This window comes from Curtobacterium sp. Curtsp57, assembly GCF_047324335.1.
In the GTDB taxonomy this organism is placed as follows: Bacteria; Actinomycetota; Actinomycetes; order Actinomycetales; family Microbacteriaceae; genus Curtobacterium.
The window spans coordinates 1454772-1477113 of sequence record NZ_CP168511.1; the positions used below are offsets into that span (position 1 = coordinate 1454772).

Consider the following 22342-nt stretch of genomic DNA (forward strand, 5'->3'; position numbering starts at 1 on the left):
CGTCACCGCCTGCCGGTGAGCGTTGCCCACGCACGCACGAACGGGTTCTTCCGACGCTGCCAGCCGTGGTCGGCGAGGACCCGCTTCATCGGGGCGGCGACCCACGAGGACCTGAAGCTGAAGTACCCGCCGCCGTCCGGCCAGTTCCTCGAGCTCATCGACGCCTTGTAGACGCCCTCGTCGAGGAGGGTGACGTGCCAGTTCCAGGTGGCGTTGCCGAGGAGGGTGACACCGCCGTCGCCGGTGGGCTGCCCGGACAGGTTCGTCGACCAGGTGCCGGTGATGCGGTCTCCCTCGGCGCTGACGACGATGGGGTGCTCACCCTGCCCGGTGAGGGCGATGAGCGCTGCGGTGACGTCGGCTTTCGGCGTGGGCTGCATGGGACCGATTCTGCCGTCCGACCGACGGTTCCGCCGTCAGCCGGTGTGCGCAGGCGGCGGCTCCGGCGGGCTCCGGGATGGGATGATGCATCTCGATCACCGGAACGAGAACGAGGAACGATGCCCCCGCTGGACGATCAAGGCCAGGAGGCCACGCTCCTCGCCGGGCGGTACCGCCTGGAGTCCGTCATCGGTCAGGGCGGCATGTCCGTCGTCCACCGCGCATGGGACGAGGTCCTGCACCGCCCCGTCGCGGTGAAGGTGTTCCACGCCGGCACGGTCGACATCGCGCGTCAGGAGACGGAGCAGGGCGTCCTGGCGTCCCTGCAGCACCACAACCTCGTGAGCCTGCTCGACGCGGGCGTCGTCGACGACCACGAGGGCCGCCACCGCCGGTTCATCGTGATGGCGCTCGTGACCGGACAGGACCTCGAGGCGCGTCTGGCCGTCGGGCCACTGGCGTCCCGGCACATCGCCGAGATCGGCTTCGACATGGCGGAAGCGCTCGACTACATCCACGCACGCGGCGTCGTCCACCGCGACATCAAGCCGTCGAACATCCTGCTCGTGGACTACGGCAACGGCTCGGACCGCGCCAGGGCCAGCCTGACCGACTTCGGGATCGCCCTCGCCGAGGGGGTCGAACGGCTGACGGCCGACGGCGTGACCACCGGGACGGCCGCCTACCTCAGCCCGGAGCAGGCGAGCGGGTCCGACGTCGGACCCGCGAGCGACGTGTACTCCCTCGGACTGGTCCTGCTCCAGTGCTTCACACGACGGCGGGAGTTCCCCGGGTCGCTCGTCGAGTCGGCGGTCGCCCGGCTGTCGCGTGACCCGGTGGTCCCCGATCCCCTGCCGGCACACTGGAGCGGACTCCTCTCCGCGATGACCGCGCGGGATCCCGCATCGCGGCCGACGGGGGCCGCGCTCGTGGCGTCGCTCCGGGACGTCGTGATCGCCGACTCCTCGAGCGCCGACCACGTGGTCGAGCCGACGACACCCGTGCCGCCTCGACCCGCCGAGAGCGGCCGTCCGACGACGCTCGACGTCCTGCCGGAGGAAGCGCTCCGCCGCACCACCGCCATGGCCGCACGACTCTTCGACGCACCGATCGCGCTGGTCGAGGCGCTCGACGAGGACCGGGAGTGGTCGCAGTCGTACATCGCGGACGGCGTCGACGACGCCGCCCGGCACATCAGTTTCCGGAACGGGTTCGCCCCGGTCGCGGTCCCGGTGGTGATCCCCGACGGTTCGACCCACCCTGAGATGCGCGACAGCCCGCTCGTCACCGGCCCCCTCGGCATCCGCTTCTACGTCAGCGTCCCGTTGCTGCGGCACGACGGAGCCCCGATCGGGACCCTCGCGGTGCTCGACACGCGGGCCAGGACCGCGACCGAGGCCGACCTCGCGAACCTGCGGGACCTCGCGGCGCTGGCGGTCGCGCAGCTCGAACTCCGACAGGAGTCCCTCCGCTCCACCAGCGACGCGCTCCCGCTCGTGCCCGGTCCACCCGCACCGGATGGACCGGTCGCCCAGGCCTGACCAGCACGCTCCGACCGGTGCGTCGCGACTACCTCGTCGCGCGCTCGACGGCGTCGAGGATCGTGGCGACCTCGGTCCTCGTGGTGTAGTCGACCTTGACGTCGGCGAACCGCACCACTCCGTCGGCGTCGAGGACGAACACGGACGGGAACGGGATCCGAGCGGTCGCGTCGGCATTGCTGTCCGCGACGTCGAACCCGAGCGCGGTGTGCGCCCGCCGCGCGTCGGCACTCGGCTCGGTGACGATCCCGATGCGTTCGGCGAGCGCGTTGCCGACGTCGGACAGCACGGCGAACTCGAGCTCGCCGTTCGCGACCGCCTGCTCGGACGCCTCCGGCGTCTGCGGCGAGATCGCGATCAGGGAGACACCGCGCTCGCGCAGGGCCGGCAGCAGCTCCTGCTGGTAGGTCCGGAGCGTCAGGTTGCAGTAGGGGCACCACGCGCCCCGGTAGAACACGAGGACGCTCACGCCGTCCCCACGCGCGTCCCGCAGGCCCTGCGCGTCTCCAGTCGCCGTCAGGAGCTCGGCGTCCGGGAAGACATCGCCCTCGCCGATGGCCGCCTCCGGCACCCCGGCAGCTCGGAGATCCTCCTGCTCACCGTCGAACACCGCTGAGAGCTCCGGACCGATCTGCTCGGTGAACCCCTCGTTGAACGTGTCGACCTGCGTGGCGATGGACGGTGCTGGCATCTCGGGACCTCCGGGTTCAGGCGCGGCCGACGCGGCCGTTCCACGGAGCATAAGCAGGCTCACCCGGATGGTGACCGCCCGGCGTCATCGAGCGTCATCGACGGGCGCGGTGTCGCGGACGGCGGCGAGCTCCCGGTAGACGTCGGCAGCACCGGTCGGGACCCGGAGGAGCGACCCGTCCGGCTGCTCGTCCAGTCGGACGAGCCCCATCCGCCGCAGGTACGGGGTCTTCGCCCCGGCGGCGATCCGGTCGGCGACGACCTCCGGTGCGACGGCGAACTCCTCGACGTTCCGACCACCAGATGCGTACGACCAGTCCACGAAGTCGAACACCGGCCACCACGTCCATCCTCGGACGTCGACCCCACCGGCGACGAGCGTCCGGACCGCGGCGATCGAGTCGCGGACCCAGGCCTCGCGGACCGCGTCGTCTCCCTCGATCGAGGTCTCGGTGACGACCATCGGCAGGCCGTACCGATCACCGAACCGGGTCAGCGACTCGACGAGGCCCTCGGACCAGCGGTCGTACGCCTGCTGCACGGTGCCGTCCGGCCCGTCGACGAGTCGTCGCGGCGAGAGGTCCGGGTAGTAGTTCACGCCGAGGAGGTCGATCGTGACGGCGCCGTCGACGAGCTCGGCGAGGGCTGCCCTGGATGCGCCGTGCTCGACGAGCCAGTCGTGGGACGGGTGGTCAGGGGTCACCCGTCCCGTGACGAGGTCGGTCGGGATCCAGCCGATCGCCTCGAGCAGATCGGCCTCGTCGGCGAGCGCCGAGGAGTCCGTCGTGTAGAGCGAGGACGCCTCGACGTGCACGATGACGGCGTCCGGGTTCGCGGACCGGACCGCGGCGACCGACTGTTGGAACCCCGTCGCGATGCCGAGCACGACCCGCGTCCATCCGTCCCACCCCGTGAGCGCCGGTGGCCACACGCCGCGCAGCCCGGCGAATGACGCGGTCGTGATGGGCTCGTTGAGCGGGGTCATGTGGTCGACGACCCTGGCGTACCTGGCGGCGAACGCCCCCGCGAAGGAGGCGACCGCGGCCGGGTACGCCGGATCGGCGAACGAGTCCTCGAGCCAGGTCGGCGTCCCGTAGTGCACCAGGTCGGCGATCACGGTGAGCCCGAGGGACGCGGCGTACGACAACCGCTCGTCGAGCACCGCCCAGTCGAAGACCCCGGGTGCGAGGTGGACACGCGGCCAGTCGACCCCGTAGCGGAGCGCCGTCGCGCCGAGTGACACGACGAGGTCCAGGTCGCTCCGCCAGGCGTCGTCGTGCCCGGTCAGCTCGTGCTCGTCGAGCGGCAGCATGTCGAACCGCGCGGGCGGGTACACGCAGGTGTCCTCGATGCCGGCGACGAAGGTGAGGGTCCCCGGCGCGAACGCCCCGATGGTCACTTCAACCCCGTCGTCGCCACACCCGCCACGAAGAACTTCTGTGCGAAGAAGAACCCGAGGGCGATGGGCAGCAGCGAGATCACGGCGCCGGCGAGCAGCACCGCGTGGTCGGTCACGTGCGCTCCCCCGAACAGCGTCAGCCCGGCCGGGAGCGTCAGCATGTCGTTCGAGGTCGTCACGACGAGTGGCCAGAGCAGGTCGTTCCACAGTGCCATCCCGTTCAGCACGGCGACGGTCGCGATGGCGGGCTTCGCGAGCGGCAGGACGACCTGCCAGTAGATCCGCCAGTGTCCGGCGCCGTCGATGCGGGCGGCCTCGTCGAGCTCGGTCGGGATGTCGACGAAGAACTGCCGGAACAGGAAGATGCCGAACGCACTGGTGGCCCGCGGGATGATGAGGCCCTGGTACGTGTTGAGCCACCCGAGGTGGAACAGCTCCACGAACACGGGGATCAGGGTCACCTGGAACGGCACCATGAGCGTCGCGATGACGAGCACGAACGCCACGTTCCGCCCGACGAACCGCATCCGGGCGAGGGCGTACGCGCACATCGAGTCGAACAGCAGCGTCAGCACGGTGGTCACGACGGTGAAGACGAACGAGTTGAGCAGGAGCCGGAGGAACGGCAGCTGCTGCCAGACGCCGGTGTAGCCGTGCAGGGTGAGGCTCGTCGGGAACAGGCTGGCGGGGTGGCCGAAGAGGTCGGCCTCGGAGCGGAACGACCCGCTGACCATCCAGATGAACGGCACGAGCGCGAACACGAGTCCGATGCCGAGGTACACCCACTTCACGAGGGACCCGGTGCGTGCGAGGCCGGTGCGTCGCAGGGACCGGCGGACGCTGGCCTCAGTCGACATCGTCGTACCGGAAGAGTCGCAGCTGCACGAGCGAGATGAGCATGATGATCACGAAGAGGACCCAGGAGATCGCCGACGCGTAGCCGGTCTGGTAGTTGACGAACCCGTCGCGGTAGAGCAGGTTCACGAGCGTGTCGGTGTGGAAGACCGGCCCACCGCCGGTCATCACGTACACCAGGTCGAACACCTGGAACGACTGGATCGTCAGGATCATCGACGTGAAGAGCATGGTCGGGCGGATGCTCGGCAGGGTGATCCGCCAGACGGTCTGCCAGCGGTTCGCGCCGTCCAGCTCGGCGGCCTCGTACCGTTCCGCCGGCACGCCCTTGAGACCGGCCACGAACAGGATCATCGCGAAGCCGATGCTCTTCCAGACCGACACGAAGATGATCGTCGGTAGGGCGAGCGAGGTGGACTGCAGCCAGGCGACGCTCGGCAGCCCGAGCATCGCGGTGATGCCACCGACGAGCCCGATGTCCGGGTCGAGCAGGAACTTCCAGACCAGACCGATCGTGACGAGCGACACGATGGTCGGGAAGAAGAACACGCTCCGGACGATCCGGTTCGCCAGGGTGTCCTCCTGCAGGAGCAGCGCGGCGACGAACCCGAGGACGACGAGCAGCACGACCGAGGCGATCGTGTACTCGAGCGTGATCCGCAGGGCGTTCCAGAACTGCGGGTCCTGGAACAGCTTCGTGTAGTTCCCGAACCCGACGAACGGCTGCGAGGTCGCACCGACCGTCCAGTCGAAGAACGAGTACCAGAGCGACCGCAGGATCGGGAAGACGACGAACGCACCCAGGATGACCAGGGAGGGGGCCATGAAGAGCCAAGCAGGCTGGAACCGCCGCGGCCGACGGCGGGTGGGTGGAGCCTCCTGGCCGGAGCGGGGCACCGCCCCGTCGCGTCTGGTGCGCGACGGGGCGGACCCGGTGAGCTGGCTGGTCACTTGCTGCATCCGGTGAGGCCGTCGATCGTCTGCGCGGCTTCCTTCGTCGCGTCGGCGACGGAGGTGCCTCTGGTGATCTTGCCGATCATCGGGACGTAGCCGTCGGAGTCGACCTTGGTGGCGTCCGGCACGTGCGGCAGGTACAGGCGCGAGTCGGGCACCTGACTGGCGAAGACACTCACCGTGGGGTCGGCCTTCAGCTTGGCGTCGTCGGACAGGTCGGTGCGCAGCGGCGGGAAGCCGGTCTGCAGCGAGAACTTCTGCTGTGCGGTCTTCGACGTCCAGTACGCCAGGAACTCCTGCGCCTGCTTCGGGTACTTCGTCTTCGCGGAGATCGACAGCGGGGCGATCGAGCCGAGCGTGGTGGACTTGCCGTCGACGCCCACCGGGACCTTCACGATGCCGAGGTCGATGCCGGCCGACTTGTAGCCGGGGGCCGCCCACGGACCGTTGATCTCCATCGCGGCCTTGCCAGCCGAGAACAGCGAGTCGGCCTCGGCGCCGGTCAGCCCGACCGGGCTCACCTTGTCGTTCGCGACCAGGTCCGCCCAGGTCTTCAGGGACTGCTGCCCGGCGTCCGTCTGGACCACGCTGCAGTTCTTCGCGTTGACGATGTCGCCGCCCTCGAGCCACTGCAGGACGGGCCACATCTGGATCGTCTGGTTGTCGGCGAGCGCGATGCCGTACTTGCCGCCGGTCGTGAGCTTCTGGGCGTCGGTGGCCATCTCCTGCACGGTCGTCGGCGGGTCGCTGATGCCGGCGTCCGCGAAGAGCTTCTTGTTGTAGTACAGACTCAGCGTGGCGAAGTTGGCCGGGACGCCGTAGAGCTTGCCGTCGTAGGTGAACTCCTTGACGGTGCCTGGAGCGAACTCGGACGTGTTGATCTTGCCGTCGCCGCTGCCGGTCTCGGTGATCGGCAGCACCGAGTTCGTCTTGACGTACTGCGCGACGGCGTTCGGGTCGGAGCTGACCGCCGCGACGTCGGGACCCTGCCCGGTGAGCCATGCGGACGGGAGCTTCTGCTGGATGGTGTCCCACGGCTGCACGGTCATGTCGACCTTGACGTCGGGGTGGGCTTTCTCGAAGTCCTTGACGATGGTGGAGTAGCCGGGGCGGTCGCCGCCGGTGAAGCCGGTCCAGACCTTCAGGGTGACGGGGCCGGACGTGCTGGCGTTGCCGCCGGCAGAGCACCCGGTGAGGGTGAGGGCCGCCACGGTGGCGAGGGCGCCGATGGCGAGGGTGGTGCGTGTGTGCTGCATCGGGGAACGCTCCTTTGCGTTGCTGCTGCGTGGTGCTGGGTTGTGGGGGTGGTGCGGGGTGGAGTGGTGCTGGTGTCGGGTGGTGCGGGGTGGAGTGGTGCTGGTGTCGGGTGGTGCTGGTCAGGTGCGGACGCGCTCGGCGTCCTGTTCAGGTGCGGACACGCTCGGCGTCCTGATCAGGTGCGGACGCGCTCGGCGTCCGGATCGCATCCGCAGGACGCGCGGATGACGAGCTCGACGGGCAGTTCTGTCCGGGTCGGCGTCCCCGCGCGGCGGTCGACCAGGTCGAAGAGCCGCTCGGTCGCGATGCGTGCCATCTCCTCGGCGGGGACGCGCACGGTCGTGATGCCGGGGGTGGTGACCCGCGCGAGCCCGAAGTCGTCGAAGCCGACGACCGAGACGTCACCCGGGACGTCGACTCCTGCACGCCGCAGGGTGTGCAGGCCCCCCACCGCCATGTCGTCGTTCGCGAAGACGATGCCGTCCGGGCGGGGCCCGCCCGCGAGCATCTGCTCCATCGCCGCCGCGCCGGAGGTCTCGGACAGGTCCCCTTCGATCACCGTCACGTCGTCGATGCCGTGGCGCTCCGCAGCCGTCAGGAATCCGGCGCGTCGATCGAGCCCGGTCTGGTGGTCGAGCGTTCCGGTGACGTGCAGCAGGCGGCGGCGTCCGTGCACCTCGACGAGGTGGTCGACCAGGCGCTCCGTCGCGCTGACGTCGTCGATGCCGACCGTGACCGCGTCGGACAGGTGCGGGTAGTTGCCGATCAGGACCGCTGGGAGGCCGGATGCGACGAGGGTCTGCACGTGGTCGTCGTCGATCGCCGCACTCGTGACGATCGCGCCGTCTGCCGTCCGGGACCGCATGACCCGCTCGTACGCGACGTCACCGGAGCCGGTGTCGGCGTTCGTGGACACGATGACCTGGGCGTCGTGGGCGTTCGCAGCCGTCGACATCCCCGTCAGCACGTGCATGAAGTAGAGGTGGCCGAAGACGTGGGCCGATGAGTTCGGGACGATCAGCGCGACGGCGTCCGCACGCTGGCTGCGCAGCGCACGACCGGCAGAGCTCGGGACGTAGCCGAGTTCGTCCGCGGCCTGCTTGACGGCGGCGCGGGTGCGCTCGCTGATGCGTTCGTGACCGGCGAGCGCCATGCTCGCGGCGGCGGACGTGACACCGACCTTGGCGGCCACGTCCTTGAGGGTGACGGACTTCGGCATGGGGGTCGCCTCCTTCGGGAACCACGCGCTTTATCGATTAACTAGACACATCATGCACGTGCTTAATCGATGAAGCAAGTCCCAGATCGATACTGTGGCGTCCATGCCGCCGCTCGCTGCAGTACACCGCGGGGACTGGCTGCGACCTCGCGCGGGTGCCTGGGGGACGGCCGGCGGTGTTGCCGGCACCGGGTTCGAGGCGTACGCACGGCTCCTGCACCCGGTGCACGCGCACCGGGAGGACTCCGATGCGGATGGACGGACCCCGCCATCGATCGTCGAGGAACGCTCCTGGCGCTGGGCGGACGTCGCTGCGCGCACCGGCCGACGCATCCACCCACTCGTGCAGTGGACACGCCTGTCGGGCCACGAACCTCCTCGCGGGTTCGCGACCGCCGACGGCTGGACTGTTCACCCTCCCGAGGAAGGACGACTCGATCCGGTTCTGCTCGCTGCCCTGACCGAACACCTTCGACCGGCCACGACGACACCGAGCGACCTCCTCGCTGCCGTCTGGAACGGCTGGGGAGACCTCAACGGCGGGTCCGCCTCGGCGTCGTTCTCCGTCGGCGAGCCGACCGCCGAGGAGATCAGGGCACTCCAGCAACAGGCTCGCGACGAACGACTCCGTCGTGCAGCGATCGCGAGCGCGCTCTCCGGCCCGCTGTTCGAGTGGCCTGGTCGCGAGTTCCACCTCATGTCGGTCACGCTCGATCTGTTCGCGGATCCCGACTGGATGGAGACGACCAGCATCGAGACCTACCCGGCGTCGGGACGGACGCCGCAGATGCTGTGGCCAGAAGACCACACCTGGGTCCTCGCCACCGAGATCGACTGGGACGCCACGATCGTCGCGGGCACCCGCACCCTGATCGCCGACGTCGTCGCTGACCATCGGTTCGAAGCGTTCGAGGTCAGCGCCGATGACGACCTCTCCTGGACTGGCGACACCATCAACCACGGGTGAATGCGCCTCCGGCAGGAATCGTCACCGCGCAACGTCCGATCTTCGATCGAGCGTTGGGGGATCGTGACTGCGGAAAGAGTCAGCCCGGGACAATGCCGAACGCCCCGCACCGGGACGATGCGAGGCGTTCGCCGTGGGGGATCAGCGCTGACGTGCGCGACGGCGGTGCCGGATCGTGGTCCCGAGGTAGCAGCCGCCTGCAGCGGCGGCGAGGGCGACTGCGAACGCGCCTGCGACCTGGCTCGGCGTGCCGATCGTGGCAGCGGCGACCGCGGATCCGCCGGTGACGAGACCCATGGTGACGATGCTGGCGAACGTGACACTGCGCAAGACCTTCGACATGAGTTGCTCCTTGCTTCCTAGGCGCAGCGCGGCTTCTTGTTCGTGACGGGGTAGACCCGGAGCGACTTCGTACCGCACTGGACTCCGCCGCTCGTCGTCACGGCCACGGTGGCGATGGTGATCGCCACTGTGGCAACCGCGCACACAGCGGGGCCGAGGAGACAGATACCTGCGGTCAAGCCCGCAGCAGCGCCGCTGATGATGAGGTTCTGATCGAATGCATTGAACGCGACGTAGACGCCACCGTAGTTGTCGGACCCGACCGAGAGGCGTTCCCTCGGGTTCGTTTCAGTCAGTTCCATCGTGAAGGGCTTCGGCGACCGCGTCGTTGACCATCTCCGGCGTGATCTCGGGGTGCGTCTGAGCGATGTCGACCACAGTGGGCACGACCGTGGTTGCCTCGGCGGCGTTGGCTGCTGGTGCGAGGAACAGGCTCCCGGCAACGATGGCACCAACGGCGATCCCGACCAGAGAGGTGTGGAACATCGACATCATTTGGCCCCTTGTCATGCGTCGTCCGGTGGCCGCGTTGCCGCCGGCAGCCAGGACATTAACGCACTGTACGTTCACCGTCACAACGTGGAATACACGCCCCGCTCGTGACCACAGACCGGCGCTCCGCGTGCGTGTTCCGGGTCTCCGGGTTGGCCGCCGTCAGCGCCACGACCAGTGTCGTCCCGGTGATCAGTCGCATCGCGTTCCCCGCCCGCCGGTCGTGTGTTGCGTGGGACCGTACGCGCCCGGCGCACGGTGGGGAAGGCGGGGATCCCCGGTCAGGTGATGCGACGGTCATGGGGTGACGGGCCGAGCTCCACGAGGCGGTGCGGGATCTGCGCCGTGCAGATCGACTCGATCGGCGAACGCTCACCGTGCTCGACCTCGTACTCGCATTCACCGCACCGCGTCCGCGCTCGGTCCAGTTCGCCGGGGTGTTCCTCCCACGGGTGCGCGCACGTCGGACATGCGGTGTTCCGGAGCCGCTTCGACACGGCGCGGTAGTCGAGGATCACCGGCACCGCTGGGTCCCATCGCCGCCATCGTCCCCAGCGGCGGACCGCGATGGGCGTCGTGCCCACGTCGACCAGCGCCTGGCTTCGCACGGATGTCGTCACGACGACCGCGCACGGGATGACGCCTCGTAGCGTCACCGTCGTCGCCGTGACGTCGATGCTCTCGAGCACGAGTTCACCGGTCCCTCCGGTGTCGTCGACCATGACGGAGACCGCGTCCGGGACGGTCAGCACGACCGGCAGTCGAGCCGTTCCGACGTTCGTGTCGTGGTCCTCGACCCAGCCGTGCAGGACCAGCCGCCCGTCGGCCACCCGGGCGGCGGTGACGTCGAACGTCGCGTCGTCGAGCGTCGCGAGGGAACGGAGGGTCACGCTGCGATCTTCGCACCCCTGCCCCCCGTTCCGAGCCACGCCGGTGGTCGAGGCGACTCCAGCCCGGCCAGCGCGTCCGGTTCGCGGTCGAGCCGTACCCGTCGGGACAGGATGGCTCCTTCTTCCGCGCTCACGACGTGAGGCCGATGTGAGCAGCGCGCGACGCGCGGACGCTGGCGCGGCGCACGACGTGCCCAGTGACGGACAGGAGGCCCGGTGCCAGCTGGCACCGGGCCTCCCGTCCGTCACACGGTTCAGTTGAAGCTGAACACCTGCGGCGCCTGGTTGTTGCAGTCGTACAGCTGGAGCGGCGTCTGGTTCGCGGTGTTGCCCGACGGCACGTCGAGGCACCGACCGGACTGTGGGTTCAGCACGGAGCCGTTCGCCTGCGGCACCCACTGCTGGCCGCCGACACCGTTGCAGGTGTACAGCTCCAGGTGCGAGCCGTTCGCGGTGGCGTTGCCGTCGATGTCCAGGCAGCGCCCGAGCGTCCTGATCGTGTGGTCGGCCTGGTTGTACGCCCACTGCTGGTCGGTCGTCTGTTCGTCCGTCAGGAGTGTCTGGCAGTCGTAGACCTGGACCTGCTGACCGTTCTGCTGCAGGTCGTTGCCGGCGACGTCGACGCACTTGGACCCGATCGTCTTGATCGGGACGGCCGCGACGAACTTCTGCGCCTGGTTGCCGTTGCAGTCGTAGATCTGCAGCGCCGTGCCGTTCGCGGTGTTGCCCGACGGGTCGTCGAGGCAGCGTCCGGACTGCGGGTTCTTGATCGACCCGTCCGGCTGCACGATCCACTGCTGCCCGCCGACGCCGTTGCAGTCGTAGAGCTCGACGTGAGTGCCGTTCGCGGTGCCGTTGCCGTTGATGTCGAGGCAGCGGCCGAGCGTCGAGAGGGTGTGTGCGCCGTAGACGTTGCCGAGCCAGTGCTGGTCGGCCGCGAGCGTCTGGCAGTCCCACAGCTGCACGACGGCGGTGTTCCCGCCGGTGTCGTCGCCGGCGACGTCGACGCACTTGCCACCGGGTCCGGTGATCGGGGCGCCGGGGCCACCACCGGTCGAGACACCCTGGTAGTTCTGCGCGACGACGTTCGCCTGCACGGCGTTGTCGGCAGCATCGGTCGAGTACCCGGTGGTCATGACGCCCTCGAAGAACGACTGCGTGCCGCGGTTCGAGTTGTCCCCGCCGGCGCCGAGCACGATCGACCCCTCGAGCTTCATCGGCGTGTAGCCCTGGCCGTCGCCGTCCTTGTCGGTCGGTAGCGCCCCCTCGTACCACTTCGACAGCGACCCGGACTGCGCGTTCCCGCCCTTCAGCGCGAAGTTCGCGACGCCGTCGTTCTTGAGGAGCGCGGTGACGAACTTCGACGTGTTGCCGGTGTTCGCGGTGTTGATCGCGGTCTTGCCCTCGTAGACGCCGTTCTCCAGGTCGGCCTGCACCCACGGTCCGCGACCGGCGCTGCCCGTGCCGTTGAGCATCGACAGGTTCAGGGCGTCCATGTGCCCCTTGCCGGTGTCCTTCTCCTGCGTCTCGACGTTGCCGAAGTCCGAGCAGCAGCCGTGGTTCGCGTTCGTGCCGCTGGCGACCTCGTACATCGACTCCGGGCTGGCGCCGCGCGCCGTGCCCTTCGCGAGGGTGCTCGCGATGCGGTAGGCGACGCCTGGTGGCATGTAGATGCCGTACGCCTTGTGCCCGGCCACCGTGATCGGCAGGGCGGTGGCGTTCGCGGCGACGTTCGCCCCGCCGGCGTCACCCGCTGGCGCGACGGTCAGGTCGTTGTGGTTCGACGACTGGTCGTAGATCTTCGGGATGGTGCACGTCGTGCCGGAGCAGAAGGTGTCCTGCGTCTGGGCGTTGGCGTACCCGCCGGCGGCGAGCAGGCCGACGTTCGTGGTCGCCCCGTCCGAGGCGCGCTGCACCTGGTAGAGCGGCCCGTTGTACGAGGAGTACAGCGCCCGGGTGGAGCTGTACGCGGCGACACACGAGGTGCCGGCGCCGGCGTAGGTGTCGCACGGACCGTTCGTGGCGGCAGCAGCGCTGCCGACACCGACCGTCGTCGCGAAGAGGCTCCCGGTGACGAGAGCGAGGGCTCCGAGTGCCGCGGCGACGATGCGCCGTGGCCTGGAGATCGACCCGATGTGCATGTGTGGTTCCTTCCGAGCGTCGTTGCTTGGGGATGCGGTCGACCGTCGGGTTGGGCACCGCGCCGTCGAGCGGCGATGCTTAATCGATTAACCTCGACCAGGATACCGCACCCTGTTGCCTGCCGCCCGTCGAGGGAACAGAAAACGTCGGATCCGTTGAGCGGACCCGACGTCTTCTGTTCCCTCGATGCGGCGGCGCGGCGCGTGCACGCGTGCACCGAGGTCAGGCCACCGCCCAGCGGACGACGCGGGGATCCGTCAGCTGGACCTCGTGCACCGGCCCGGCGACCCGCAGGGTCGCACGCTCCGTGGCGGTGCCCGGCAGGGGCACTGCGGCCGATCCGTCCGACAGCGCGACGATCCCGCCGGACTCGAGCGGGCCTCCCGGCCGGGACGCCGCAGCGTGGGACGCGACCCACACCTGGACGTCCCCAGGCTCGACGACCTTGCGCAGGTCGCGACCGCTGAAGGCGAAGCGCTGCACCGGCACGGTGAAGCGCACGCTGCGGGACTCCCCCGCCGGCACGTCGACCCGGGCGTACCCCAGCAGCTGGACGACCGGACGGGTGACGCTGGCGTGCACGTCGTGCCCGTAGAGCTGCACGACGTCCGAGCCGTCGCGCTGCCCGGCGTTCCGGACCGTGACCGTCGCGGTGAACGTGCCGTCGGTGGTGACGGCGTCGTCGACGACCAGGTCCTGGTACGCGAAGGCCGTGTACGTCAGACCGAAGCCGAACGGGCGGACCGGCGTCGAGTCGGCGGCCGTGACGTCCGACGGGCCGCCGAGCCGCGGGTGCAGGTACGTGTACGGCTGCGCACCCGCAGCACGGGGCAGCGAGACCGGCAGGCGCCCCGACGGCGCAACGGCACCGGTCAAGAGGTCGGCGATCGCCAGTCCCCCGCCCTCACCCGGGAAGAACGCCTGGACGACGGCGGACGGACGGGGACCCGGCCCGTCGAGCGCCCAGCCGATCGCGTACGGCCGTCCGGTGAGCAGGACCACCACCGTCGGGGTGCCGGTCGCGACGACGGCCTCGACCAGCTCGCGCTGCACACCGGGTAGGTCGAGCGAAGCCGTGTCGTTGCCCTCGCCCACGGTGCCGCGGCCGAACAACCCCGCCTGGTCCCCCACCACGACGACCGCGACCTCGGCGTCCCGCGCGACCGCGACGGCCTCGGCGATGCCGGAGCGGTCGTCACCCTCGACGGCGCAGCCGACCGCGGTCGACACCGTGCCGCCGAGAGCCGCTCGCAGCGCCTCGAGCACGGTCGGGATCGCGAAGCCGAGCGGCAGGTCGGGGTGGTCGGCCAGCACGTGGTTCGCGAAGGAGTAGCACCCCTGCAGGGCCTCGGCACGGTGGGCGTTCGGGCCGATCACCGCGACGCGCCCCTGCCGGGGGTCCAGGGGCAGCACGCCGTCGTTGGACAGCAGGACGAGCGACTCCGCCGCGAGCTGCCGTGCGAGGTCGCGGTGCGACGGGGTGTCCAGGTCGATGCCGGTGGGCGGCTCGTCCTCGAACACGTCCGGGTCGAGCAGCCCGAGCCGCTCCTTCTGGCGCAGGACCCGCAGCACGGCACGGTCGACGAGCGCCTCGTCGACCAGACCGGCACGGACGCGCTCGACCAGTGGCGCCAGGTACGCGTCACCGGTGGGCAGCTCGACGTCGACCCCGGCCTCGAGCGCCATCGCCGCGGCCTCGCCACGGTCGGCGGCGATGCCGTGCATGACCTCGAGGAACGCCACCGAGAAGTAGTCGGCCACGACGGTGCCGTCGAAGCCCAGGCGATCGCGCAGCAGCCCGGTCAGCAGGTCGGCGTTCGCCGCGACGGGCACGCCGTCGATCTCCGCGTAGGAGTTCATCACGCTCCGAGCGCCACCGTCGAGCAGCGCCATCTCGAACGGCGGCAGGAACACGTCCGCGATCTCGCGCGCTCCGGCGTGCACGGGTGCGTGGTTGCGGCCCGCCTGCGACGCGGAGTACCCCAGGAAGTGCTTGAGCGTCGCGTCGACCCCGGCGCGCTGCAGCCCACGGACGTAGGCGGTGCCGACGGTGCCGACCAGGTAGGGGTCCTCGCCGATGCACTCGTCGGCCCGGCCCCAACGGGGGTCGCGGACGACGTCGAGCACTGGAGCGAGGCCCTGGTGGACCCCGAGCCGTCGCATCGAGTCGCCGATCACGGCACCGACCCGTTCGACGAGCTCCGGGTCGAAGGCGGCACCCCAGGCCAGCGGCGTCGGGAACGTCGCGGCCTTCCACGCGGCCAGGCCGGTCAGGCACTCCTCGTGCACGAGCGCCGGGATGCCCAGCCGGGTCTCCCGCTTCAGGCGCCGCTGCTCGTCCCACAGCCAGGCGGCGCGCTCGTCGGGCTCGACGGGGCGGGTGCCGTAGACGCGGGTGAACTGGCCGATGCCGTCACGGGTGATGTCCGCCAGCGTGCGGCCGTCCGACCGGGTGGTCATCTCGCCCTGCATGGGCGCGACCACGCCGTTCTGGTCGAGCCAGTAGCCGACGAGCTGCGCCGTCTTCTCCTCGAGGGTCATGGCCGCCAGCAGGGCGGCTGCGCGGTCCGGCGCGGCCGTCCGGTCCGACGGTCGAGCCGGGGCGGACGGGAGGCTCGGGTCGGCCCCGCCACGCGCCGCGGGCCGGCCGTCGGTCGCGGTGACCGGCGTCGTCGACGCGGGACGAGCCTCCCGGCCGCCCGTGGCCGACGCTGTCGCGTCGGTCGCGGTCATCCCTTCACCGCCCCGGTCAGCCCGCCGACGATGCGACGCTGGAACACCGCGAAGAACGCCAGCGCGGGGATCATCGACAGCGACGTGAACGCGAGCACCCTTGCGGTGTCGACGGAGTACTGCGACGAGAACGCCTGCACCCCGAGCGGCAGCGTGTACGCCGACGCGTCGTTGAGGATGAACAGCGGCAGGATGTAGCTGTTCCAGCTGCCGATGAAGGCCAGGATGCCCGTCGTGACGACGCCGGGCAGGGACAGCGGCACGACCATCCGGAAGAAGAAGCCCAGGCGGCTGGCCCCGTCGATGGAGGCTGCTTCCTCGAGCTCGTCCGGGATCGCCCGCAGGAACGGCACCAGGATGATGACCGTCGTCGGCAGCGCGAACGCGATCTGCGGCAGGATGACGCCGGCCAGGCTGTTCGTCAGTCCGAGGTCCTTCACCAGCAGGTAGAGCGGCGTGATCGCGACGGTGATCGGGAACATCAGCCCGGCGGCGAACAGCGAGTACAGCGCGCCGCGGCCGCGGAACCGGTAGCGGGCGAGCACGAAGCTGACCATCAGCCCGAGCACGACGACGCCGACCGTGGTGGTGACGCCGGCGATGAGCGAGTTGCCGAGCTGCTGCCAGAACACCCCGCTGGACAGGACCTCGGCGTAGTTGCCGAAGTTCCACGGTGCCGGGAGCCCAGCGGGGCTCGCGGTGATCTGCGCGTTGGTGCGGAAGCCGCCGAGGACGATGTACGCGACGGGGCCGATGCAGACCGCGATGAACAGCAGCGCGATGAAGTACGTGCCGAGGTTGCGCTCGCGGCGGACCGGTCCGGTGTCACGGTCCCGGCGTCGTCGGGGCGCGATGATCGATGCGGTGGCGGTCATCGTGTTGCCTTCTCCGTGAGGGCGCCGGCGGTGTCGCGACGCAGGACGAACCGCTGGTAGACGAGTGCGATCGCCAGCGAGATGAGGAAGATCACCACGGCGACGGCGTTGCCGTACCCGTAGTTGCCGGAGTTCCGGCCGTTCGCGACCATGTACGTCGCCATGGTCGAGGTCCCGGCCGTCGAGGCGATGTACTGCCCCCAGATGATGTAGACCAGGTCGAACAGCTGGAGCGAGCCGATGATCGACAGGAACGCCCAGATGCGGATGGTCGGTCCGAGCAGCGGCAGCGTGATCCGCCGCTGGATCTGCCAGTAGCCGGCGCCGTCGAGCTGGGCGGCCTCGAACAGTTCCTCGGGGATGCTCTGCAGGCCGGCCAGGAACAGGATCACCGCGAAGCCGATGTACTTCCACGAGATGATCGCGAGGAGGGTCCAGATCGCGATGTCCGGGTTCGACAGCCAGTCGTTCCGCAGCGCACCGAGGCCGATCGCCTGGAGCAGGTCGTTGACCGCGCCGCTCGTCGAGAGCATCAGGCTCCACCCGGTGCCGACGATCACCTCGGAGATGACGTACGGCACGAAGATGAGCACCCGGATGAGGCCACGGCCGCGGATCCGCTGGTTGAGCAGCAGCGCGAGGATGATCGCGATGGGACCCTGCACGAGCAGCGAGCCGATCACGATGAACGCGTTGTGGGTCAGCACGCCCCGGAAGTCCGGGTCGGTGAAGATGATCTTGTAGTTGTCGAGGCCGACGAAGTCCGTCGGCGCCCCGTAGCCCTGCCACTTGTAGAAGCCGTAGTAGGCGGCGAGCGCCACGGGGAGGATCACGAACCCGACGAACATGATCGTCGCGGGTCCGGCCAGCAGGGCGATCTCGACCCGCTTGCGGACGTCGGCGACCGGCTTCTTCCGGCCCCGGCCGGCCAGGGCCGACGGCGTGGTGCCGCCGGCCCCGGTCAGGTCCTTCCCCGCGCCCGTCAGCTCGCTCGAGCCGGACGGACGGGGGGCGACTGATGTGGCCATGGGTCGGGTCAGCCCTTCGCCGCGGCCTGGTTGACCGTCTTGACGATGTCGTCGACGTCGCCCTTGCCGGCGAGCAGGTCCACCACGCTGGTGTTGAGCGCGTTGCCGACGTTCTGGCCGTAGAGGGTGTCGAGGTAGTTCGACACGAAGGGGGCCTTGTTGTACGCCTCGAGCACCGTCTTCAGGTAGGGCTCGGTGACGACCGCCTGGGCGGACTCGTTCGCCGGGATCGCGTTGAAGGCCTTGTAGTACGCCTCCTGCACGGGCTTCTCGGTCATGTAGTTGAGGAACTCGGTGCACTGCTTCTTCGGGGCCTTCGCCGAGCACGAGTAGCCGTCGACAGCACCCATCATCGAGCCGGGTGCGCCCTTGCCGCCGGAGACCTCGGGGAACGGGAAGAAGCCGAGGTCGGGCAGCGGCTTGCCGTCCGGGGTGAGCGACGAGATCACTCCAGGGTCCCACGCGCCCATCAGCTCCATCGCGGCCTTGTGGTTGGCGATGAGGCCTGCCGAGCTGCCGGCGCCCTGCTGCGCGGCGGTGGTGAGGTAACCGTCGTTGAACGGCTTCGTGTCGAAGAAGTCCTTCGTGTCCTGACCGGCGGCCTTCCAGCAGCTGTCCGTGAACTTCAGGTCCTTCGCGGCGCCGTTCAGCGTCTTCTCGCTGCATGCGCGGAGTGCGAAGTTGTAGTACCAGTGCGCGGCGGGCCAGGCGTCCTTCGCGCCGACGGCGACCGGCTGGATGCCGGCGTCCTTGAGCTTGGCGATGTCCGCGTTCAGCTCGTCCATCGTGGTCGGGGTGCCCTCGATGCCCGCCTGCTTGAAGAGGTCCTGGCTGTACCAGATGCCCTCGGGGTTCACGTCGACCGGCATGGCGTACGTCTTGCCGTCGAGCTCGTAGCCCTTGAACGCACCGGCGCTGACCTCGGACTTCGCGGTCTTCCCGATCGAGCTGGTGATGTCCATGAGCTGGCCGGCCTGGGCCATCGCGTTCATCTTGCCGCCGCCGCGCTGCAGGAACACGTCGGGGGCGGATCCCGAGTTGAGCGCGGTCTGGAGCTTGCCGTCCAGGTCCTCGTTCTGGATCGCCTGGATCTTGATCGTCACGTCGGGGTGGTCCTGTTCGAAGTCCTTGACGGTCTTCTCCCAGAACGCCTTGCCGGGTCCGGTCGTGGAGTTGTGCCAGAAGGTCATCGTGACCTTGCCGTCGCTGCCCGCGGCGTTGCCACCGCTCGAGCAGCCGGTCGCCAGCAGTGCTGTGGCCCCGATCAGCGCGATGGCCGCCGTGGCTCGGATCTTCCTCGTCATCGTGGAGCTCCTGAAGTGTCGTCGTTGACAGCTGCGGCATCGGTCGCCGCTGCGGCACCGGGTGCCGCTGCGGCACCGGGTGCCGTTGCGGCACCGGGAGCCGCTCCGGCATCGCTGCCGTTGCGGAGAGCGTGCCAGGTGCCTCGACGCTTTGTCAATCGATATCGATAACGTTTTCTAACGAGAGGACCGCGGTCGTTCACCCGTGGCATCGGCGGTACGGTGAGCACATGGAGACCGCTCCCGGCGTGGACAGCAGCCCTGGGCGGGCGACGATCGCGGACGTCGCACGGGCAGCAGGGGTGTCGATCCCGACCGTCTCCAAGGTCGTGAACCACCGCGACGGCGTCGCCCCCGCGACCATGCTGCGCGTGCAGGAGGTCGTGGAACGCCTCGGGTACGAGACGTCCCTCGTCGCGCGGAGTCTCCGGAGTTCACGCACCGGGGTGATCGGCATCCTCGTCCCCGAGTTCGAGCCGTTCTCCACGGAGCTGCTGCGCGGGATCTCCTCGGCGACGACCGGCACCGGCTACGAACTCCTCGCCTACGCCGGACTCGTCACCGGCGCGAGCCAACCCGGATGGGAACGGCGATCGCTCTCCCGGCTCTCCGGCACCCTCATCGACGGAGCGATCGTCGTGACGCCGTCGACCGCGCTGCCGAGCTCGTCGATCCCCGTGGTCGCCATCGACCCGCACACCGGACCGGAGGGACACGCCACCGTCGACACCGACAACGAGGGCGGCGCACGCATCGCCGTGGAGCACCTCCTCGCGCTCGGGCACACGCGCATCGCGCACATCCACGGCCGCGCCGACCTCGCGTCCGCGCAGTTGCGCGAGGCCGGGTACCGCGCCGCCCTCGCCGCCGCGGGCATCCAGGTGGACGACGCGCTCCTCCGGGCAGGCGACTACCAGGAGGGCAACGCGGCCGCCGTCGCCCGGGAACTCCTCTCCGGCCCGCACCGCCCCACCGCGGTGTTCGCGGCGAACGACTCCTCCGCCATCGGTGTGCTGCACGCGGCCGCCGACCTCGGACTCCGCGTCCCCGAGGACCTCTCCGTGATCGGCTTCGACGACGTCCCGCAGGCGTCGATGACCACACCACCCCTGACGACGGTCGCACAGCCGCTCGCGGAACTCGGCGCGAGTGCGGTGGAGATGCTGCTCTCCATGCTCCGCGGGGAGCCGACCCCCGAGCACGTCCGGCTTGCGACGACCCTGCAGGTGCGACGGAGCACCGCGCCGCCGGCAGCCGACTGACCGCTCGGGACGATCAGCGGCGCAGCGTCTGCTTCGGGTACTCGCCGAACCGGTCGACGTACGCGGCGGAGAACCGCCCGAGGTGCGCGAACCCCCACCGACGTGCGACGTCCCCCACCGTCACCGACTGGGGATCGTGTGCGAGCAGGTCGTCGCGGACCCGGTCGAGCCGGATCTCGCGGAGGTACGTCAGCGGGGAGACGCCGAGCACCCGCGCGAAGGACTCCTGCACCGACCGGACGCTGAGCCCGGCGACGTCGGCCAGGTCCGCCACCGCGATCGAGTCGCGGACGTGGGCGTGGAGGTACTCGACGACGGCTTTGAGCCGTGCGTTCCGTGGACTCGAGAGCGCGGCGGGCAGTGCGTCCAACCGCGGCGGGAACATCGCGAGGAACGCCTCGGCGGCCGTGTGCTTCGCCGAGGCCCAGGCGTCGGACTCCACACCGTCACGCAGTGCGCGCGACAGGGCACCGAGTGCTTCGTGCCAGGGGCCGAGCGCCGCGTCGTCGACGACGCGGACGCGGTCGAACACGAGCGGACCGGAAGCGGCGCCGTACCGTTCGGCGGCGACGCTCTCGACGAACGCCCGTCCGAGGTGCACCAACCGCTGGTCGTGGTCGGTGCCGACGAAGAGGTACTCCCGGTCCGACGGTGACAGCACGGGTTCGTCGTGCCGCAGCTCGAAGCGCGTCCCCGTCGCGTCGATGACGATGGAGCCGTCGGTGGTCCACCGCACGACGTGGTCGTCGCCCGGTGGCACGAGCCCCCGCAGCAGACCGCGGATCCGTGCGCGACGGATCGTGACCTCGTCGTCGCCCACCGCGGAGTACCGGAACGAGTACTCGTCCCCCGTGCGCCGCGAAGTCCACTGCCGGCCGACGTCGACGGCCGCGAGCTCACGGACCGCGGTCTCGGGATCGCGGGCACAGATCTCGATGCGGATCATCTGGTCCATCAGCCGACCGATCGCCACGCCGCGGGTCGGCATCCACGCGGCTCCGCGCGATCTGGATACGCTGTGCCGACGACGCCTGCGCATCCCGACGCGTGGCCGCACGGCGCAGAGGAGGCACCCAGGTGACGGGCAGCGAGACCGACCTGGACCTCGACGCGGCCCTGACGCGACTCGAGGCGACGATGACGTCGTTGCGGTTGCGTCTGCGCGACCACATGGGTGTCTCCGGCGTCGACCTCACGGTGGTGCAGTTCGTGTCCCGCGCCGAGTCGGCGGGGCGCCCCGTCCGCGTGAAGGACCTGTCGAGTCACCTCGGCATCACGGGCCCTGCGGTGACCACGGCGGTCGACCGGCTCGAGCGGTCCGGACACCTGCAGCGACGACCGAACCCGGAGGACGGACGCAGTCGGCTCATCGAGCTGACGGACACCAGCCGAGCACGCTACGCAGACGCCATGGACAGCACGAACGAGCACCTGCACGAGCTGATGGCCTCCTTCTCGGATCGGGACAGGGCCAAGTTCGTGCGCATCATCGAGCGCGTGATCACGGCGCTCGACGGCGGCGCCCCCAGGCCCTGAACGGCAGAGTAGAGGGAGCAGCGCCCTCGGCTCGTCTGATTGTCCACGGAGCGCAACAAGGTAATTCTTCTACCTAAATCCGGTCAGCCCGCAGCGCGGGGACGTAGCCTCGCCGCGGGGATGCAGACGGGGGAACGGATGAGGAGCGGAAGGACCATGAGCAGCTACGACACCGAGCCGGGCATCGAGCCGGTCCGCATCACGACGTTCCGGCGCATGCGCCGCAAGTGGAAGTTCGGCGAGGAGCAGACGGACGAACCCGGGCTCTTCGACGACCTCTTCACGGAGACCACGCGGCAGCGCTGAGCGCCGACGGACGGGAGGCACGGTGCCGGCTGGCACCGTGCCTCCCGTCCGTCACGCACGTGCGTTCCGACCCATGGCGGGCGCGATGGGAGGCGGAATCGCGCATAGGTGGTCGAACGTTCCGACCGCCTACGCGCGATTCGCCCCACTACGCGCGATTCGACCGCCC

The 22342-nt window shown here is 69.9% G+C and carries 22 protein-coding genes; 5 read left to right on the forward strand and 17 right to left on the reverse strand.

The window, feature by feature from the left end:
* Positions 1 to 2 precede the first annotated feature (2 nt).
* Positions 3 to 380 (reverse strand): hypothetical protein, encoded by a 378-nt coding sequence (locus tag ACEN9V_RS06805; protein ID WP_281267068.1) that lies wholly within the window; start codon positions 378 to 380, stop codon positions 3 to 5.
* Between the two features lie 120 nt (positions 381 to 500).
* Here ACEN9V_RS06805 and ACEN9V_RS06810 point away from each other — a divergent pair, with 120 nt between their 5' ends.
* On the forward strand, positions 501 to 1922 hold the full coding sequence (locus ACEN9V_RS06810) for a protein kinase domain-containing protein (RefSeq protein WP_413602654.1): 1422 nt from the start codon (positions 501 to 503) through the stop codon (positions 1920 to 1922).
* 28 nt (positions 1923 to 1950) lie between these two features.
* On the opposite strand, the gene ACEN9V_RS06815 is transcribed toward ACEN9V_RS06810, so the two are convergent.
* The 6 genes from ACEN9V_RS06815 to ACEN9V_RS06840 all read right to left on the reverse strand — a co-directional run bounded on the left by ACEN9V_RS06815 (position 1951) and on the right by ACEN9V_RS06840 (position 8296).
* Positions 1951 to 2613 carry a peroxiredoxin-like family protein gene (locus ACEN9V_RS06815; RefSeq protein WP_413602655.1) on the reverse strand — a complete coding sequence of 221 codons (663 nt, stop codon included), beginning with the start codon at positions 2611 to 2613 and terminating at the stop codon, positions 1951 to 1953.
* A gap of 84 nt (positions 2614 to 2697) precedes the next feature.
* Complete coding sequence (locus ACEN9V_RS06820; protein ID WP_413602656.1) at positions 2698 to 4011, reverse strand: family 1 glycosylhydrolase; 1314 nt, start codon at positions 4009 to 4011, stop codon at positions 2698 to 2700.
* Complete coding sequence (locus ACEN9V_RS06825) at positions 4008 to 4868, reverse strand: carbohydrate ABC transporter permease (protein WP_413602657.1); 861 nt, start codon at positions 4866 to 4868, stop codon at positions 4008 to 4010. Before ACEN9V_RS06825 ends, ACEN9V_RS06820 begins: the two co-directional genes overlap by 4 nt.
* Positions 4858 to 5691 (reverse strand): carbohydrate ABC transporter permease, encoded by an 834-nt coding sequence (locus ACEN9V_RS06830; protein ID WP_413602658.1) that lies wholly within the window; start codon positions 5689 to 5691, stop codon positions 4858 to 4860. Before ACEN9V_RS06830 ends, ACEN9V_RS06825 begins: the two co-directional genes overlap by 11 nt.
* Before the next feature lie 122 nt (positions 5692 to 5813).
* Positions 5814 to 7076 (reverse strand): extracellular solute-binding protein, encoded by a 1263-nt coding sequence (locus ACEN9V_RS06835; RefSeq protein WP_413602659.1) that lies wholly within the window; start codon positions 7074 to 7076, stop codon positions 5814 to 5816.
* 176 nt (positions 7077 to 7252) lie between these two features.
* Complete coding sequence (locus ACEN9V_RS06840; RefSeq protein WP_413602660.1) at positions 7253 to 8296, reverse strand: LacI family DNA-binding transcriptional regulator; 1044 nt, start codon at positions 8294 to 8296, stop codon at positions 7253 to 7255.
* Positions 8297 to 8399: 103 nt separating this feature from the next.
* On the opposite strand from ACEN9V_RS06840, the gene ACEN9V_RS06845 reads away from it, so the two are divergent.
* The gene (locus tag ACEN9V_RS06845) at positions 8400 to 9263 is read left to right on the forward strand and encodes a hypothetical protein (RefSeq protein ID WP_413602661.1); all 864 of its coding nucleotides are present in this window, start codon (positions 8400 to 8402) and stop codon (positions 9261 to 9263) included.
* A 141-nt stretch (positions 9264 to 9404) separates the two neighbouring features.
* Here ACEN9V_RS06845 and ACEN9V_RS06850 read toward each other — a convergent pair whose 3' ends face one another.
* The 9 genes from ACEN9V_RS06850 to ACEN9V_RS06890 all read right to left on the reverse strand — a co-directional run bounded on the left by ACEN9V_RS06850 (position 9405) and on the right by ACEN9V_RS06890 (position 19069).
* Positions 9405 to 9605, reverse strand: a complete 201-nt coding sequence (locus tag ACEN9V_RS06850; RefSeq protein ID WP_413602662.1) for a hypothetical protein — start codon at positions 9603 to 9605, stop codon at positions 9405 to 9407.
* Positions 9606 to 9622: 17 nt separating this feature from the next.
* Positions 9623 to 9907 carry a hypothetical protein gene (locus tag ACEN9V_RS06855; RefSeq protein WP_413602663.1) on the reverse strand — a complete coding sequence of 95 codons (285 nt, stop codon included), beginning with the start codon at positions 9905 to 9907 and terminating at the stop codon, positions 9623 to 9625.
* Complete coding sequence (locus ACEN9V_RS06860) at positions 9894 to 10100, reverse strand: hypothetical protein (RefSeq protein ID WP_413602664.1); 207 nt, start codon at positions 10098 to 10100, stop codon at positions 9894 to 9896. The genes ACEN9V_RS06855 and ACEN9V_RS06860 overlap by 14 nt, the downstream gene beginning before the upstream one ends.
* Before the next feature lie 278 nt (positions 10101 to 10378).
* Positions 10379 to 10987 carry a hypothetical protein gene (locus ACEN9V_RS06865; protein WP_413602665.1) on the reverse strand — a complete coding sequence of 203 codons (609 nt, stop codon included), beginning with the start codon at positions 10985 to 10987 and terminating at the stop codon, positions 10379 to 10381.
* Between the two features lie 254 nt (positions 10988 to 11241).
* Positions 11242 to 13128: an arabinofuranosidase catalytic domain-containing protein gene (locus ACEN9V_RS06870; RefSeq protein WP_413602666.1), complete on the reverse strand. Its 1887-nt coding sequence runs from the start codon at positions 13126 to 13128 to the stop codon at positions 11242 to 11244.
* A gap of 223 nt (positions 13129 to 13351) precedes the next feature.
* A complete protein-coding gene (locus tag ACEN9V_RS06875; RefSeq protein WP_413602667.1) occupies positions 13352 to 15862 on the reverse strand; it encodes a glycoside hydrolase family 3 N-terminal domain-containing protein in 2511 nt (836 codons plus the stop codon).
* Positions 15859 to 16737, reverse strand: a complete 879-nt coding sequence (locus tag ACEN9V_RS06880) for a carbohydrate ABC transporter permease (protein WP_413602668.1) — start codon at positions 16735 to 16737, stop codon at positions 15859 to 15861. The genes ACEN9V_RS06875 and ACEN9V_RS06880 overlap by 4 nt, the downstream gene beginning before the upstream one ends.
* Positions 16734 to 17765: a carbohydrate ABC transporter permease gene (locus ACEN9V_RS06885; protein ID WP_413602669.1), complete on the reverse strand. Its 1032-nt coding sequence runs from the start codon at positions 17763 to 17765 to the stop codon at positions 16734 to 16736. The genes ACEN9V_RS06880 and ACEN9V_RS06885 overlap by 4 nt, the downstream gene beginning before the upstream one ends.
* Positions 17766 to 17773: 8 nt before the next feature.
* Complete coding sequence (locus ACEN9V_RS06890; protein ID WP_413602670.1) at positions 17774 to 19069, reverse strand: ABC transporter substrate-binding protein; 1296 nt, start codon at positions 19067 to 19069, stop codon at positions 17774 to 17776.
* Positions 19070 to 19299: 230 nt separating this feature from the next.
* Here ACEN9V_RS06890 and ACEN9V_RS06895 point away from each other — a divergent pair, with 230 nt between their 5' ends.
* Entirely contained in the window at positions 19300 to 20331 is a 1032-nt protein-coding gene (locus ACEN9V_RS06895; RefSeq protein WP_402728258.1) for a LacI family DNA-binding transcriptional regulator, read from the forward strand.
* A gap of 13 nt (positions 20332 to 20344) precedes the next feature.
* Here the strand turns inward: ACEN9V_RS06895 and ACEN9V_RS06900 are convergent, their stop codons facing one another.
* On the reverse strand, positions 20345 to 21319 hold the full coding sequence (locus tag ACEN9V_RS06900) for a helix-turn-helix domain-containing protein (RefSeq protein ID WP_413602671.1): 975 nt from the start codon (positions 21317 to 21319) through the stop codon (positions 20345 to 20347).
* A gap of 89 nt (positions 21320 to 21408) precedes the next feature.
* Here ACEN9V_RS06900 and ACEN9V_RS06905 point away from each other — a divergent pair, with 89 nt between their 5' ends.
* Together ACEN9V_RS06905 and ACEN9V_RS06910 are read left to right on the forward strand one after the other, a co-directional pair.
* Positions 21409 to 21867 carry a MarR family winged helix-turn-helix transcriptional regulator gene (locus tag ACEN9V_RS06905; RefSeq protein WP_413602672.1) on the forward strand — a complete coding sequence of 153 codons (459 nt, stop codon included), beginning with the start codon at positions 21409 to 21411 and terminating at the stop codon, positions 21865 to 21867.
* Between the two features lie 156 nt (positions 21868 to 22023).
* Positions 22024 to 22173, forward strand: a complete 150-nt coding sequence (locus ACEN9V_RS06910) for a hypothetical protein (protein WP_281267051.1) — start codon at positions 22024 to 22026, stop codon at positions 22171 to 22173.
* The last annotated feature ends 169 nt before the right edge of the window (positions 22174 to 22342 follow it).